This window comes from Gordonia malaquae, from assembly GCF_037148075.1.
Classification (GTDB): domain Bacteria; phylum Actinomycetota; class Actinomycetes; order Mycobacteriales; family Mycobacteriaceae; genus Gordonia; species Gordonia malaquae.
Window position 1 is genome coordinate 368,334 of record NZ_JBBCUB010000003.1, and the last position, 14,889, is coordinate 383,222.

The 14,889-nt window shown below is 66.5% G+C and carries 12 protein-coding genes; 10 read left to right on the plus strand and 2 right to left on the minus strand.

Translation table 11 applies throughout. The annotated features are described in order from the left end of the window. Positions 1 to 4 precede the first annotated feature (4 nt). Positions 5 to 1,582, minus strand: a complete 1,578-nt coding sequence (locus WFK36_RS13805; protein WP_336792344.1) for a Rieske 2Fe-2S domain-containing protein — start codon at positions 1,580 to 1,582, stop codon at positions 5 to 7. A 148-nt stretch (positions 1,583 to 1,730) separates the two neighbouring features. Further along, positions 1,731 to 2,306: a TetR/AcrR family transcriptional regulator gene (locus tag WFK36_RS13810; RefSeq protein ID WP_336792345.1), complete on the minus strand. Its 576-nt coding sequence runs from the start codon at positions 2,304 to 2,306 to the stop codon at positions 1,731 to 1,733. 99 nt (positions 2,307 to 2,405) lie between these two features. Here WFK36_RS13810 and WFK36_RS13815 point away from each other — a divergent pair, with 99 nt between their 5' ends. The 10 genes from WFK36_RS13815 (at position 2,406) to WFK36_RS13860 (ending at position 14,773) form a co-directional block, all read left to right on the plus strand. Continuing rightward, on the plus strand, positions 2,406 to 3,542 hold the full coding sequence (locus WFK36_RS13815; RefSeq protein ID WP_336792347.1) for an acyl-CoA dehydrogenase family protein: 1,137 nt from the start codon (positions 2,406 to 2,408) through the stop codon (positions 3,540 to 3,542). Positions 3,543 to 3,589: 47 nt separating this feature from the next. Next, positions 3,590 to 4,336, plus strand: coding sequence for a lysophospholipid acyltransferase family protein (locus WFK36_RS13820; RefSeq protein WP_008377586.1), 747 nt, complete (start codon positions 3,590 to 3,592; stop codon positions 4,334 to 4,336). Position 4,337: 1 nt separating this feature from the next. Continuing rightward, positions 4,338 to 5,126, plus strand: coding sequence for a lysophospholipid acyltransferase family protein (locus tag WFK36_RS13825; protein WP_336792350.1), 789 nt, complete (start codon positions 4,338 to 4,340; stop codon positions 5,124 to 5,126). Continuing rightward, the gene (locus WFK36_RS13830) at positions 5,123 to 5,953 is read left to right on the plus strand and encodes an HAD family hydrolase (protein WP_336792352.1); all 831 of its coding nucleotides are present in this window, start codon (positions 5,123 to 5,125) and stop codon (positions 5,951 to 5,953) included. The genes WFK36_RS13825 and WFK36_RS13830 overlap by 4 nt, the downstream gene beginning before the upstream one ends. Before the next feature lie 293 nt (positions 5,954 to 6,246). Beyond that, positions 6,247 to 7,869 carry a SpoIID/LytB domain-containing protein gene (locus WFK36_RS13835; protein ID WP_336792354.1) on the plus strand — a complete coding sequence of 541 codons (1,623 nt, stop codon included), beginning with the start codon at positions 6,247 to 6,249 and terminating at the stop codon, positions 7,867 to 7,869. 290 nt (positions 7,870 to 8,159) lie between these two features. Next, positions 8,160 to 9,356: a UDP-galactopyranose mutase gene (gene glf, locus WFK36_RS13840; RefSeq protein ID WP_336792356.1), complete on the plus strand. Its 1,197-nt coding sequence runs from the start codon at positions 8,160 to 8,162 to the stop codon at positions 9,354 to 9,356. Further along, complete coding sequence (locus tag WFK36_RS13845; RefSeq protein ID WP_336792357.1) at positions 9,357 to 11,291, plus strand: glycosyltransferase; 1,935 nt, start codon at positions 9,357 to 9,359, stop codon at positions 11,289 to 11,291. Further along, a complete protein-coding gene (locus WFK36_RS13850; protein WP_008377592.1) occupies positions 11,272 to 11,838 on the plus strand; it encodes a phosphatase PAP2 family protein in 567 nt (188 codons plus the stop codon). Before WFK36_RS13845 ends, WFK36_RS13850 begins: the two co-directional genes overlap by 20 nt. Beyond that, the gene (locus tag WFK36_RS13855; protein ID WP_008377593.1) at positions 11,839 to 12,756 is read left to right on the plus strand and encodes a decaprenyl-phosphate phosphoribosyltransferase; all 918 of its coding nucleotides are present in this window, start codon (positions 11,839 to 11,841) and stop codon (positions 12,754 to 12,756) included. Then, positions 12,743 to 14,773 carry an arabinofuranosyltransferase AftB family protein gene (locus tag WFK36_RS13860; protein ID WP_336792358.1) on the plus strand — a complete coding sequence of 677 codons (2,031 nt, stop codon included), beginning with the start codon at positions 12,743 to 12,745 and terminating at the stop codon, positions 14,771 to 14,773. Before WFK36_RS13855 ends, WFK36_RS13860 begins: the two co-directional genes overlap by 14 nt. The last annotated feature ends 116 nt before the right edge of the window (positions 14,774 to 14,889 follow it).

The window sequence follows — 14,889 nt, forward strand, 5'->3', positions numbered from 1 at the left end:
CCTATCAGGCCTGGGCGCGCTCGGACCGCAATTCGTGGCCTTTTGACGTGAGGCAGCGCCCACTGGAGAGGTCCCACTGCCATCCGTGCAGGTTGCAGGTCAGCTTCTCTCCTTCGACGACGCCGAACTTGCTCAGATCCGCCTTCAGATGCGGGCACCGGCGTTGGATGTTCCAGCCGTCGAGCTCGATGGACGCGGAATCGTCGTGAGCCTCGTTGAACCACCCGTCGGCGTACGCGATCCGCTCGTCGGTGAGGCACTTGAAGAACGTGTACAGGTACTCGTTGTAGCCGCCGATGCGCCACGTGGTGAAGCGGGTCGACAGGAAGATCGTGTTGACCCAGTCCGGTTCGTTGTCACGCAACACGGTGCGGACCAACTCGGGAGCGATGCGGAAGCCGTACCGGTACTTGCCGTCGCCGTCCTCCTTCATGCGCACGATGCGCTTCGGGAAGTCGAGGACAAACGTCTCGTCGCCCACCACCAGGCCGACCGGGTAGCCGATGCCGTCCGAGATCAGGTCGGACGCCGCCATGATCGGCTCGAACAGCGTCTTGAGCTGTGGCAGGAGCGGCTCACCGTCGGCGTCGGCCCACGTCGCCTTCTCCGCGGCGATGATCGGCGCGAACTTGGCCTTCATGGAGTCGAGATACGCCTTCTTGCCCTCGCCGAACACCTGTTCCGGCGGGTAGGGATGCGAGATCTCGAGCAGCTCGTCGGCGCGGAAGTCGGCCTTCGAGCCCGACACCATCATCAAGCCGCGGTGCTTGACGCCGTCGTCGGTCCCGTGGACCCGCATCTGCTCCAGGAAGTCGGCCTGGTCGGGGAAGATGCTGGCCTTGTCGGCGTCGCTGCCGGTGTTGAAGTCGTTGAGGACGTACAGGTCGTCGTCCAGGAACATCGGCGGACCAGCCGACGGAACCACCCAGGTCGCTCCCACCTGCTCGATGTACGACCGGGCACGATCCATGCCGCGCTGACGCTTCTGCATCGCGAAGTTCGCCTTCGACTTCCGCGGAATGTCGTAGACCATCGGGTACCAGATGGCGCCCGAGTACTGCAGCAGGTGGACGTCCACCCGCCCGAACTCCTCGCGGATCACGTCGAGATCGATCGGCCGAGCATCGTTCATGTTGAAGCAGACGGTCTCGCCGTCGTCGACGATGAGCCCGGAGTCGCCGATCGGGCCGTCGGCCGGTGCGCGCAGGGCGATGATCATCACATCGAGATCGCCCTTGGGGCCGGAGACTCGATGCTTCTTCGAATCGTCGGTCTCGACGAACTTGGTGAATCCGAGGCGTTCGAGCTCGCGCTTGAGATCCGGCACGGGATAGTCGGGGAGGAGGACGGTCGCGTCCTTGTTGACGTTCTCGAGCAGGTTCTTCTCGTCGAAGTGATCACGGTGAAGATGCGAGACGTACAGGTAGTCGCAGTCCCCGATGTCTTTCCAGTCGAGTTCGGTGTTGTCCGGGAACGGGATCCACGACGCGAAGTAGGCCGGGTTCACCCAGGGATCGCACACGATGGAGCCGGCCGCGGTCTGGATGTGGAATCCGGCGTGGCCGATGCTGGTGATCTGCACGGAGCTGGTGCCTTTCGGTCGAGACTGTCACCTGCCGGGTTGGGCGGTGATGAGCGCTGCGAGGAGTACGACGTCGGCGACTCCTCCTACGTTGAGGATATCGCCGAGTGGGCTGGTTCTGTGCGTCGCCGGTATGACCTAAGTCCCGTCAGGCGCTGATCCCGGCGGTCAGGATGGCGGCCAGCTCGCGGTATGCGTCCGCGTCGGCGAGGCCGGTCGCGTCGCGCACGGCGCCCTGCTGGATGCGGACCATCGTCGTCGCGGCCAGATCGGCGGCGAACGCCGCGTGCACATCACGGAAGCATCCCGCGGCGACGCCTGCGTCGATCAACTCCTTGACGCGGTCCGCGGCGATGCGGGTGTTCTGCTCGTACGCCTCGCGCGCGGGCGGGAACGCCGCCACATCGGCGAGCCACTGCGGAGAGGCACCCAACAGTGCGCGCCCGACTGCGGCGAGGTACACGGTGATCTGCTCGCGCGGGCCGTCGGAGGCTTCGACGGCGGCTTCCACATCGCGCGTGGCGCGGCGGAAGAAGCCGATCGTCGTCGCCCGGACCAGCTCGTCTTTGCTGGGTGCGAGGTTGTAGAGCGTGGATTTGGAGCATTTGAGGCGAGCGGCGATCGTGTCGAGGGTGAGGTGCGTGAAGCCCTCGGTGAGAAACAGGGAGAGCAGGTCGTCGAACAGCTGAGCGTGGCGCGCGGTGGCGAACGTCGACGAGGTCATAGCACCACAGTAGTACTGGTGAAGCTCTTGTAGTACTGCCACGACGGCAGTACTCTGATCGCATCTTCAGTACTGTCCGAACTCGCGAGGAGCCCCGCCGTGCCTGCTGACCGCCTGCTGCCGACCGAAGAGGCGCGTGACCTCATCGACTTGACTCGTGACATCGCCGACAAGGTCCTGGCGCCGATCGTCGACGAGCACGAAAAAGCCGAGAAGTACCCCGACGGAGTATTCGAGACCCTGGGCGAGGCCGGGCTGCTGAGCCTGCCGTACCCAGAGGAGTGGGGCGGCGGAGGTCAGCCGTACGAGGTGTACCTGCAGGTTCTTGAGGAGATCGCGTCCCGCTGGGCGGCCGTCGGCGTCGCGGTGAGTGTGCACAGTCTCGCGTGCCATCCGCTGTTCGCCTTCGGAACTCGGGAGCAGAAGGAGCAGTGGCTGCCAGACATGCTCGGCGGCTCGACCATCGGCGCGTACAGCCTGTCGGAGCCGCAAGCCGGATCCGATGCGGCGGCTTTGGCGTGCAAGGCGTCCAAGGTCGACGGCGGGTACTCGGTCACCGGCGAGAAGGCGTGGATCACCCACGGCGGCGTCGCAGACTTCTACAACCTCTTCGCGCGAACCGGTGAGGGATCGAAGGGCATCTCCTGCTTCCTCGTCCCCGACGGCGTGGACGGCCTCACCTTCGGTCGACCCGAGGAGAAGATGGGACTCACCGCGGTGCCCACCACCTCCGCCCGCTACGACGGCGTCCACCTGCCGGACGAGCGGCGCATCGGCACCGAGGGGCAGGGCCTGCAGATCGCGTTCAGTGCACTGGACTCCGGGCGTCTGGGCATCGCCGCGGTCGCGACCGGCATCGCACAGGCCGCGCTCGACGAGGCCGTCGCCTACGCCAAAGAACGGGAGACGTTCGGCCGCAAGATCATCGATCACCAGGGCCTGGGCTTCCTGCTCGCCGACATGGCGGCTGCCGTCGACTCGGCACGCGCCACCTACCTCGACGCCGCGCGACGCCGCGACGCCGGCGTCCCGTACTCACGGAACGCGTCGGTCGCCAAGCTCATCGCCACCGACGCCGCGATGAAGGTCACCACCGACGCCGTCCAGGTGCTCGGCGGCAACGGGTACACCCGCGACTTCCGGCCCGAGCGGCTCATGCGCGAGGCCAAGATCACCCAGATCTTCGAGGGGACCAACCAGATCCAGCGACTCGTCATCAGCCGTTCGCTGGCGTGACCCGTTCGTCCGCGGGCAGAGCCTGGCTCACCGACTAGGCTTGTCGCATGGAACCCGTGTACGCGTCTGTGATCTCCACCGCCCGCATGTTGTGGCTCGCGCAGGGCCTCAAGTTCGACATCTCGGGTGTCGAGAACGTCCCCGCCGACGGACCCGGTGTGGTGGCCTTCAACCACACCGGATACCTCGACTTCACCTTCGCGGGCATTCCCGCGTTCCTGCAGGGCCGCCGGTACGTGCGGTTCATGGCGAAGAAGGAAGTGTTCGACAACTCGGTCGGCGGCCCGATCATGCGGTCGCTCAAGCACATCCCGGTCGACCGGGCCAACGGTGCGCAGAGCTATCAGGACGCGGTCGACTACCTCAAGCGGGGTGAACTCGTCGGCGTCTACCCGGAGGCCACGATCAGCCGCAGCTTCGAGTTGAAGTCGTTCAAGAGCGGCGCCGCCCGAATGGCCCTCGAATCCGGTGCTCCGCTGGTGCCGACCATCGTGTGGGGCGCGCAGCGCATCTGGACCAAGGGCCACCCGCGGAGCATGGGCCGCAACGGTTACAAGATCATGGTCGGCGTCGCCGAGCCGATCGCGCCGGAAGGCACCCCGGAGCAGCTCACTGCACAACTGCACGAGTCGATGCGCGCCAAGCTGACCGAACTGCAGGACAACTACGGCCCGTACCCGCCCGGCGAGTTCTGGGTGCCCGCTGCTCGTGGCGGCGGTGCTCCGACGCTCGAGGAGGCGAACGCGATGGACGCCGCGGACGCGCAGGAGAAGGCCCGCAAGCGCGGGGAGTGAGATGGAGCCCGTCTACCGCACGCTCGAGCTGATCGCCGCGTCGATTCACGGCGTGCAGGGCACGCGGCGCACGTACACCGGACTGGAGAACGTTCCCACCGAGGGTGGGGCGGTGATCGCCGTCAACCACACGGGCTTCACCGATTTCATGCCGCTCGGCCTGGCACTGCGGCAGTGCCGGCGGCGGGCGCGGTTCATGGTGAAGTCCGAGCTCATGGACATCGGCATCATGCGGTTCCTGGTCAAACACTGCCGGGCGGTCCCGGTCGACCGGTCGGCCGGCGCAGACGCCTACCGGGTCGCCGTCGACGACCTGCGGTCGGGCGAGCTCGTCGGTGTGTACCCGGAGGCCACGATCAGCCGCAGTTTTGAACTCAAAGAGTTCAAGACCGGTGCGGCCCGGATGGCGCTGGAGGCAGGCGTTCCGGTGATCCCGGTGATCGTGTGGGGCGCCCACCGACAATGGACCAAGGGCGCCACTCGCCGTATGGGACGTCACCGCATTCCGATCCGCGTCGACGTGGGCGAGCCGATCCGTTTCGACGCCGACAGCGATGTGCACGACGCGACCGCCGCGATGCACGAGGTGATGGCCGAGCAACTGCACCGCGTGCAGGACGACTACCAGGACGCTCCCGCGGGCGCGGACTGGGTGCCCGCCCGTCTCGGCGGGTCGGCCCCGACTCCGGAGCAGGCGCTCGGGTTGGAAGACGCCGAGGCCGCCGAGAAGGCGGCTCGCCGTGCCGCGAAGCGTGCGAAGAACCTCGAGAAGAAGCAGGGGAAGAAGTGACCTTCGGTCCACCGACCATGATCGCGTCCGATGTCGACGGGACCCTCATCGTCGGAGACGACGCGATCTCGCCGCGCACCGTCGACTCCCTGGTGCGGGCACGCGCCGCAGGTGTCGAGCTGATCCCGTCGACGGGCAGGCCGCCACGGTGGGTGCCGCCGATCACCGAGCAGCTCGCGGACACTCCCGCCGCCGTGAGGTTCGCAGTGTGCGCCAACGGCGCCATCGTCTACGACGTGCTCGCCGACCGTATCCTGCACGCGGCCGAGCTGGACACCGACGTGCTCGAGACTCTCCGCGACATCTGCATGCAGGCCGTCCCCGGGGCGGGTCTGGCCGCCGAGCGGGCCGGGACGTCGGCGCACGACGCCGCCACGTCGTCGTTCGTCGCGACCGCAGGCTACCAACATGCGTGGCTCAATCCGGATCACGTCGAGGTCAGTGACTCCAGACTCGTCGAGGCGCCTGCGGTGAAGCTTCTGGCTCGCAAGCCCGGCATGTCGTCGCGTGAGATGGCCGCGGCCGTCACACCGCTGGTCGGGGATCTCGCCGAGGTGACCTTCTCCATCGACACCGGACTGATCGAGCTGTCGGTGCCCGGCGTCCACAAGGCGGCCGGTCTGACCTGGCTCCTCGCCAACACCGACGTCGACGGTGGGGCGTCGATCGCGTTCGGCGACATGGCCAACGACGTCGAGATGCTTCGCTGGGCGTCGCACGGCGTCGCGATGGGCAACGGCGATCCGCTCGCTCTGGCCGCCGCCGACGAAGTGACCGGTTCGGCTGCCGACGACGGGATCGCGCACGTTCTCGACCGCTGGTTCTGACGCAGCGTCCCTTTCCGTTCGTGGCCTCCCTTTCCGTTCGTCGAGCGCAGTCGAGACGTGCCGGCCCGGTTCCCTCGACTGCGCTCGGGAAGCGTGTGGTCACGTTGGGCGGTGATGGGTGGGTGCCGCAGCAATCGCCAAGCAACATTCGAACACTCGTCCGACAACCGTGACGCGCTTGTGACCGCGTGAGGTTGTCGTCCGGCACGGATCTTCACTACTGTCACAGGAGTCCCACTAGTCACACGGGCCCCAGGAGCGCTCCCGGGGTTCCCGCCCGAAGGGGTTCTGCAGTGCCCAACGTCCGTCCCAGTCGTACCAAGAAGCGAACGCTCACTTTTGCAGCGCTGGGGTTGGCGCCTGCGCTCCTCGCCGGCGGTCTTGTCGTCGGCGGATCCGACATCCTCAACAGCGATGTCGGCCTGGCCGCAGACAGCAGCTATGTGCTCGACGGCCACGGTCACGGGCACGGACGCGGACTGGGTCAGTGGGGTGCGTACGGCTATGCCAAACAAGGCTGGTCGGCGGATCGAATCCTGCGCCACTACTACAGCAACACCACCGCGGGGAAGGTGGGCACTGCCAGTGAGGTGACGGTCTCGCTCAGCGAGAAGTCGTCTGTCAGTGTCCATGCGGCAGCGGGATCGCGAGTAGGCGGCCAGACGGTGGCTCCCGGGCAGGCTGTAAGCCTGTCCGGGGGCAACGCCACCATCACCCAGGGGTGCGGAGGCGCCGTCGTGAAGACGGTCCCCGCCACACAGGTCGACCCGATCAACACCGCGCCGAACCGGCCGGCAAACGAATTCCTCACCTTCTGCTCGAGCGGTGACAAGTACCGCGGGTCCATCGGCACCGCGGGCGGCAAGGTGATCAACAAACTCCACGTCGACGACTACGTGAAGGGTGTGATCCCGAAGGAGTCGGTCCCGTCGTGGGCCGACACAGGCGGTTTCGAAGCACTCAAGGCGCAGGCCGTAGCGGCTCGTTCCTACGTCCTGTCCGGTCTGCAGTCGGGCCGAGCCATGGACAACACGCAGTCGTCGCAGATGTACCACGGTGCATCCGGCGAGGATCCGCGCACCTCGCGCGCCGCCGATGCGACTGCGGGTCAGATCCGGCTCCTCGCAGGCAAGCCCGCACTCACCGAGTTCTCCGCGTCCACCGGCGGCTACACCGCGGGAGGACTGTTCCCCGCAGTCGAAGACAAGGGTGACGCCCTTTCGCCGACCCACAACTGGAAGGCCGAGGTCAGCGCTGGCAGCATCGCGTCGGCGTTCGGCGTCGGCTCGCTCAAGAGCTTCGAAGTGATCGAGGCCAACGGTCTCGGCGCGGGAAGCGGTCGAGTGGTCAAGGTGCGTGTGGTCGGCACCGCCCGCACCGTCGAAGCCAGCGGCAACGACGCTCGCGTGAAGCTGCAGCTCAAGTCCGACTGGTTCTCGATCCAAGGGCAGAAGTCGATGCCCAAGATCGTGAAGCCGTTGGTGGCTCCGCCTGCCGCGGGCGGCGGCCTCCTCGACCTCGGGCCGATCGGTGACGTCCTCAATCAGGTGATCCCCGGTCTGTCGGCGCTCGGCTCACCCGACCTGGAGTCGATTACCGCGCAGTTGCGGCCGATCATCGAGCAGATCATCGCTCAGGGCACGGCTGCGCTCGGCCTCAAGGCGGACTCGCTCAAGGGCCTTGTCAGTGAGCAGCAGAGTGACAACTCGCAGGGTTCCACCGGCACGGTCAGCGCACCGCAGCTCATCACGGACGGCCGCGGCATGCACGGCCTGGTGCAGGTGCTGCAGAACGGTGTCCTGTACTTCAGTCCGCTGACCGGTGCGCATGCTCTGTTCGGCGACGCTCTCACCGAGTTCCTCAACGGGGGCGGCCTGGCGAAGCTGGGCTTCCCGACCGTCGACGGCCTGCGCTAGCCCTCCAGTCCCGTCGTGCGCCCCTCGACTGCGCTCGGGAACCCGGGTGGGTGCGTCGCGTCGGAACTTCGACGCCGGTTCGCCTGGCGTCGGGACCTTTCCCGGTTCGTCGAGCGCAGTCGAGACGCGCTGTGTGGTGACGGTCGAGCGGCGGGTGGCGCTCGGGGGAGCCGGTCGTTGGGCGGGTGGTCGCGTTGCGCTGGTCGCAGACCAAGCTCACAGCGTGACATGCGCTATCGTGTGCCGACGCTGGGCGAATACTCAGCTTCTGTCGGATAGGCTGAACAGCCGTGACGGACAACAATTACGATCTGATCGTCGTCGGCTCCGGGTTCTACGGCCTGACCGTGGCAGAGCGAGCAGCGACCCAGCTCGGCAAGCGGGTGCTCGTCCTCGACCGACGTGACCACATCGGCGGCAACGCGTACTCCGAGGCCGAGCCCGAGACCGGCATCGAGATCCACAAGTACGGGGCGCACCTCTTCCACACCTCCAATCAGAAGGTGTGGGACTACGTCACGCAGTTCACCGAGTTCACCGGCTACCAGCACCGTGTGTTCGGCCTGTTCCAGGGCCAGGCGTACCCGCTGCCGATGGGCCTCGGGCTGGTCAACCAGTTCTTCGGGAAGTCGCACACACCCGACGAGGCGCGTGCGCTCATCGCAGAGCAGTCCGCCGAATTCGACTCGAAGGACGCCGCGAACTTCGAGGAGAAGGCGATCAGCCTGATCGGACGCCCGCTCTACGAGGCGTTCATCAAGGCGTACACCGCCAAGCAGTGGCAGACCGACCCGAAGAACCTCCCCGCGAGCAACATCACTCGCCTCCCGGTTCGCTACAACTTCGACAACCGGTACTTCAGCGACACCTACGAGGGACTGCCCGTCGAGGGTTACACCGCGTGGCTGGAGAACATGGCGGCCGACGAGCGGATCGAGGTCCGGCTCTCCACCGACTGGTTCGACGTCCGCGACGAACTCCGCGCGGCCAATCCGGACGCTCCCGTCGTCTACACCGGTCCGCTGGACCGCTACTTCGACTACCAGGCGGGCGAACTCGGCTGGCGCACCCTCGACTTCGAGACCGAAGTGCTGCCGACGGGCGACTTCCAGGGCACGCCGGTGATGAACTACAACGACGCCGACGTCCCGTTCACGCGCATCCACGAGTTCCGCCACTTCCATCCCGAGCGCACGAACTATCCGACCGACAAGACGGTCATCATGCGCGAGTTCAGCCGTTTCGCCGACCAGGGCGACGAGCCGTACTACCCGATCAACACCCCGGACGATCGCGAGCGTCTCGCGGCCTACCGCGACCTCGCGAAGGCCGAGACCGCGAGCGCGAAGGTGCTCTTCGGCGGACGGCTGGGCACCTACCAGTACCTCGACATGCACATGGCGATCGCCAGTGCCCTGACCATGTTCGACAACACGCTGGCACCGCATCTGCGCGACGGTGCGCCGCTGGCGTCGGAAGCGGAGTAAATGAGCACCACCACAGCCGTCAGCCTCCTGCAGCGCGTCATCTTCCCGCGCCAGGGAGAGCCCCTGGACGTGCGGTCCCTCTATCTTGAGGAGGCGTCCACCAACAGCGGACGCGCCCACGCGTCGAGCCGTACGAGCGTCAGTCTCGGGTCCGACTCGGAAGCCAGCTTCGCGACGTACTTCAACGCGTTCCCGGCGTCGTACTGGCGACGCTGGAGCACGCTGACGTCCGTGGTCCTGCGTGTCGAAATTCGAGGCGACGCCCGCGTCGATCTCTACCGTTCCAAGATCGACGGTTCGCGCATCGGCATCGGCGGCGACCTCGTCGAGATCGACCCGGAGACCGGTACCGGCGTCATCGAGCTGGAGACCGATCTCGGTCCGTTCGAGGACGGCGGGTGGATCTGGTTCGACGTCACCACCGACTCGGCCACCGAGATCCTGTCCGCGGGCTGGTACGCGACCGTGGAACCCGCAGGCGCCGGGAGCGAAGCGAGCGGGCCGAATAAGGACAGCGGCAGGGTTCATAACGGCGTGACAGTCGGCATCCCGACGTTCAACCGGCCGACCGACGCCGTCGCGGCGTTGGCCGCGCTGACGTCCGATCCGCTGGTCAACGAGGTGATCGACGCAGTCCTGATGCCCGACCAGGGCACCCGCAAGGTGAAGGACGAACCCGGCTACACCGAGGCCGCTGCCGCGCTCGGCGATCGTCTGCACATCTTCGACCAGGGCAATCTCGGTGGATCCGGCGGCTACTCGCGCATCCTGTACGAGGCGCTTCGTCTCACCGACAGCCCGTACATCCTGTACATGGACGACGACATCATGATCGAGCCGGACTCGATCCTGCGTGCGCTCGCGCTGTCGCGTTTCGCCAAAGCGCCGATGCTCGTCGGCGGTCAGATGCTCAACCTCCAGGAACGCAGTCATCTGCACTGCATGGGCGAAGTGATCGACCACCACAAATTCATGTGGACGGCCGCACCGTTCGTGGAGTACGACCACGACTTCTCGAAGTACCCGCTCACCGACCGGGACAACTCGAAGAACCTGCACCGGCGCATCGACGTCGAAGGCAACGGCTGGTGGATGTGCATGTATCCCCGCGAGGTCGCCGAGACCATCGGACTGCCCCTGCCGCTGTTCATCAAGTGGGACGACTGGGAGTTCGCGCTTCGTGCCGCTCGCGCCGGCTACCCGACCGCGACGGTCCCCGGCATCGCGATCTGGCACATGGCGTGGAGCGACAAGGACGACGCCATCGACTGGCAGGCGTACTTCCATCTCCGCAACCGGCTCGTGGTCGCCTCGATGTACAAGGACGGTTCGATCGACGGCATCCTGACGTCGATGGCCAAGGCCACCGCCAAGCATCTGATGTGCCTGGAGTACTCGACGGTCGCGATCCAGAACGAGGCGATCCGCGACTTCCTCGCAGGTCCCGATCATATTCGCTCCATCCTGCCGACGGCGCTCGGCAAGGTGGCGGGGATCCGCAAGCAGTACCCGGACGCCGTCGTCTTGCCGTCCGCGCAGGATCTGCCGCGCACCAGCGGTGAAGCCACCGCACTCGGTGTCAACGGTCCCCAGGGCGCGGTCGCCAAGGTGCGGACCCTCGCCAAGGTGCTGCTGAACAACGCCCGGCCTGCCGATCCGCGTCATCACGAGACTCCGCAGGCCAACTACCCGCCGATCGAGGCGCGCTGGTTCTCCCTCGGCCGGGTGGACGGTGTCACCGTGACCACCGCCGACGGCCGCGGCGTGGTCTACCGGAAGCGTGATCGCGACACGATGGTCGAGCTCGGTCGCGAATCGGCCGCGCTGGTCCGTGAACTGCGGGAACGCTTCGATGAGATGCGCGTGGAGTACCGCGCCGCACACGACGACCTGGTGAGCAAGGAGAGTTGGGCACGTGTCTTCGGAATCGACTGATGTGATCGGCCCGGCGTCGGGCGAGGCCGCGGCGCTCGTCGCGATCCAGGGCGCCATCGGCGGTCGGCCGGGTGTCCTGCCCGCCGCTCGTGGACTCTCCCACTTCGGCGAGCACTCCCTCGGCTGGTTCGCACTCGCCGGTGCGGGTGCGCTCGCTGCACACCGCCGCGGTGATCTGGTGGCGCGTCGCCGCTACATCGAGGCCGGAGTCGGGGCGTTCACCGCGCACGCCGCGTCGGTCGTCATCAAGCGTGTGGTCCGCCGCAAGCGTCCGAATCACCCCGACATCAACGTCGGAGTCGGCACGCCGAGCAAGCTGAGCTTCCCGTCCAGCCATGCGACGTCCACCACCGCTGCGGCCATCCTGCTCGGACGAGCCGCAGGCCTGCCGCCCGCGGTACTGCCGGCACTCGTGGTCCCGCCGATGCTCGTTTCACGTTTGGTGCTCGGCGTCCACTACCCTTCCGATGTGACTGCCGGAGCACTCGTCGGAGCGCTGACCGCAGGCGCGGTCATTGCCGCAGACACGAGAATCGAGGAGCAGTAGATGAGCGAGGAGCCGATCGAGACCGGTGTGGCCGGTCCGCCGAAGAACCTGGCCTCCGGGCTGATCAAGGCGTTGCGTCCCCGCCAGTGGGTCAAGAACGTCCTGGTGTTGGCCGCGCCGATGGCAGCGGGCACCGACACTCTCACCGACGGTGGCCGCATGGCGTCCGTCGGCATCGCCTTCATCGCGTTCTGCATGGTCGCGTCGTCGATCTACCTGATCAACGACGCACTGGACGTCGAAGCCGACCGCCAGCACCCGACCAAGCGTTTCCGTCCGATCGCCGCGGGTGTGGTCCCGCGCAACCTGGCGTTCGTGCTGGCGGCGGTCCTCGCGGCCGGGTCGATCGGCATCTCGTTCGTCGCCAACTGGCAGACGGCCGTCACCATCGCCGTCTACCTGGTGATCCAGCTCGGGTACTGCTTCGGACTCAAGCACCAGGCCGTCATCGACATATGCATCGTGTCGTCCGGCTTCCTGCTGCGCGCGATCGCCGGCGGCGTCGCCGCTGAGATCGCCCTGTCCAAGTGGTTCCTGCTGGTCATGGCCTTCGGCTCGCTGTTCATGGCGGCAGGCAAGCGGTACGCCGAACTGCAGCTCGCTGAGCGCACGGGCGCCAAGATCCGCAAGTCGCTCGAGTACTACACCACGACGTACCTGCGTTTCGTCTGGACGCTGTCGGCCACCGCCGTCGTCCTCTGCTACGGACTGTGGGCGTTCGACGGCACGCAGGGCGACAACGTCTTCTACGCGATCTCGATGGTGCCGTTCACCATCGCGATCCTTCGATACGCCGTCGACGTCGACGGCGGCCAGGCGGGCGAGCCGGAGGAGGTCGCTCTCGGCGACCGCGTGTTGCAGGCGCTGGCCGTCGCGTGGGTCGTGCTCGTAGGTGTGGCCGTTTATGCCCCGTTCTGACACGGCCTCCGAGCAGGCCGCACCTTCTTCACGCGCACGTCTGATCGCGCCGATCGCGAGTTTCTCGATCGGCGCGATCGTCGTGACCACACTCTTCGCGATCGGAGCCTGGCAGCGTCGGTGGATCGCCGATGACGGTCTGATCGTTCTGCGGACCATCCGAAACCTGCTGGCGGGCAACGGTCCCGTGTTCAACGCGGGGGAGCGGGTGGAGGCCAACACGTCCACCTTGTGGACGTACGTCATGTGGTTCTTCTCCTGGATCACCGGCGCAGAGCACACCGAATACGTCGCCCTGTGGGTGGCGCTGATCCTGTCGGTCACGGCGATTCCGCTGGCGATGTACGGAACTGCGCGACTGTACGGGCGTCGAGTGACCGGACCGGGCGTCGGACTCCTCCTCCCGCTCGGCGCCGTCGTGTACATCACGATCCCGCCTGCGCGTGACTTCGCGACCTCGGGCCTGGAGAACGGTCTGACGATCTTCTGGGTCGCCGCTCTGTGGTGCCAGTTCCTCGCCTGGGCTCGTCGACGGGATGCCGAACCGACGCGCCGCACCCGCGCTGCGTTCCTGGCGCTCGCGTTCACCGCAGGCCTTGCGCCGCTGGTCCGCCCGGAAGGCGCCGTCGTCGGCGTGCTCGTCCTGCTCGTGCTGTTCTGTTCTCCGATCGGCTGGAAGATGCGCGTGGCGATGACGGCTGTCGCGGGCGCTCTGCCCGTCGGCTATCAGATCTTCCGGATGGGCTACTACGCCGTCCTCGTGCCGAACCCGGCGATCGCGAAGGACGCCAGTGGCGCCAAGTGGTCGCAGGGCTTCACCTACCTCGGCAATCTCTTCTCGCCGTACACGCTGATCCTCCCGGTGATTCTCGCCGTGGTCGTCGGCATCCTGCTGGCCGTTCTGGCTCGCGCCGACCGCGAGTCCATCAGCTCGCCGGGCGGAGCCGAGGCCCCGTCATCTCTCGACACCGAGTCATCTCTCGACACCGAGACGCCGGACATCCTGGACGCCCACGAGCCCGCCACCGCGCGGGAGCGGGTCGCTTCGTTCTGGGCCTCGTTCTCGGCAGGTATGCAGTCGCAGCGAACGGTGGTCATCACGATGCTGCTCGCCGGTGCGATTCTCGGCGTGTACTGGCTGCGCCAGGGCGGCGACTTCATGCACGGCCGCGTCCTGCTGACGCCGATGTTCATCCTGCTGCTCCCGGTGATGGTGGTGCCTGCGGTGCTGCCGGCCACAGTCCGGACTCGCAGTGGACAACTGCGTCTCGCCGCGGCGATCGGCATCGTCGTGTCGTGGGGCGTCACCGTGTGGTGGGGTGTCTCGGCCCATGAGAAGGTCCTGTCGAATGCTCCGATGGACATCGGGCGCGACGGCATCGTCGACGAACGTCGCTTTTACGTCACCAACATGGGGAATGAGAACCCGGTGACGGCGGAGGACTACCTCGACTACCCGCGCATGCGGGCGATGGTCGACCGGATCAACGAACTGCACGCCACCGGCGGCATCATCCTGCCCTCGGCCAACTACGACCAGTGGTACGTCGCAAAACTTCCGGAGAAGATGCCCGAGGGCAAACCGCGTGAGGTGACGGTGTACTTCCTGAACCTGGGCATGACGAGCATGAACGCGCCGCTCGACGTCCGGGTGATCGACCAGATGGGGTTGGCTTACCCATTGGCCGCGCACACTGCTCGCCTGCCGGACGGCCGAATCGGGCACGACAAGAACTTGCCGAGTTCGTGGGTCGTCGCGGAGAGCGGCGGAGTGAGTTCGGGGACGGGTCTGCCCGCGTTCATCCCGAAGCGGGAAGTGATGCTGGCGAAGCTGGCGCTCACCTGTCCGGACACCGTCGACAGGTTCGCGTCGTACAAGGACACCTGGAGTTTTGCACGTTTCCGGCACAATCTGCGGCAGGCGGCGAGCTTCAACAGCTATCGGATCTCCCGTGTGCCGGAGTATGAGATCGCTCGATGCGGTCTCACGCTGCCCGACGCCGGGAATGAGAAGTAGCAAAGTGTTACATGAGCGCCAGATAAGTGACACATGAAACAGCGGCTTGCTGACTCTGATCTCGGAACGGTAACGTCAGCTCTCGATCAGTCGATAGAACTCAGTAGGGACCACCG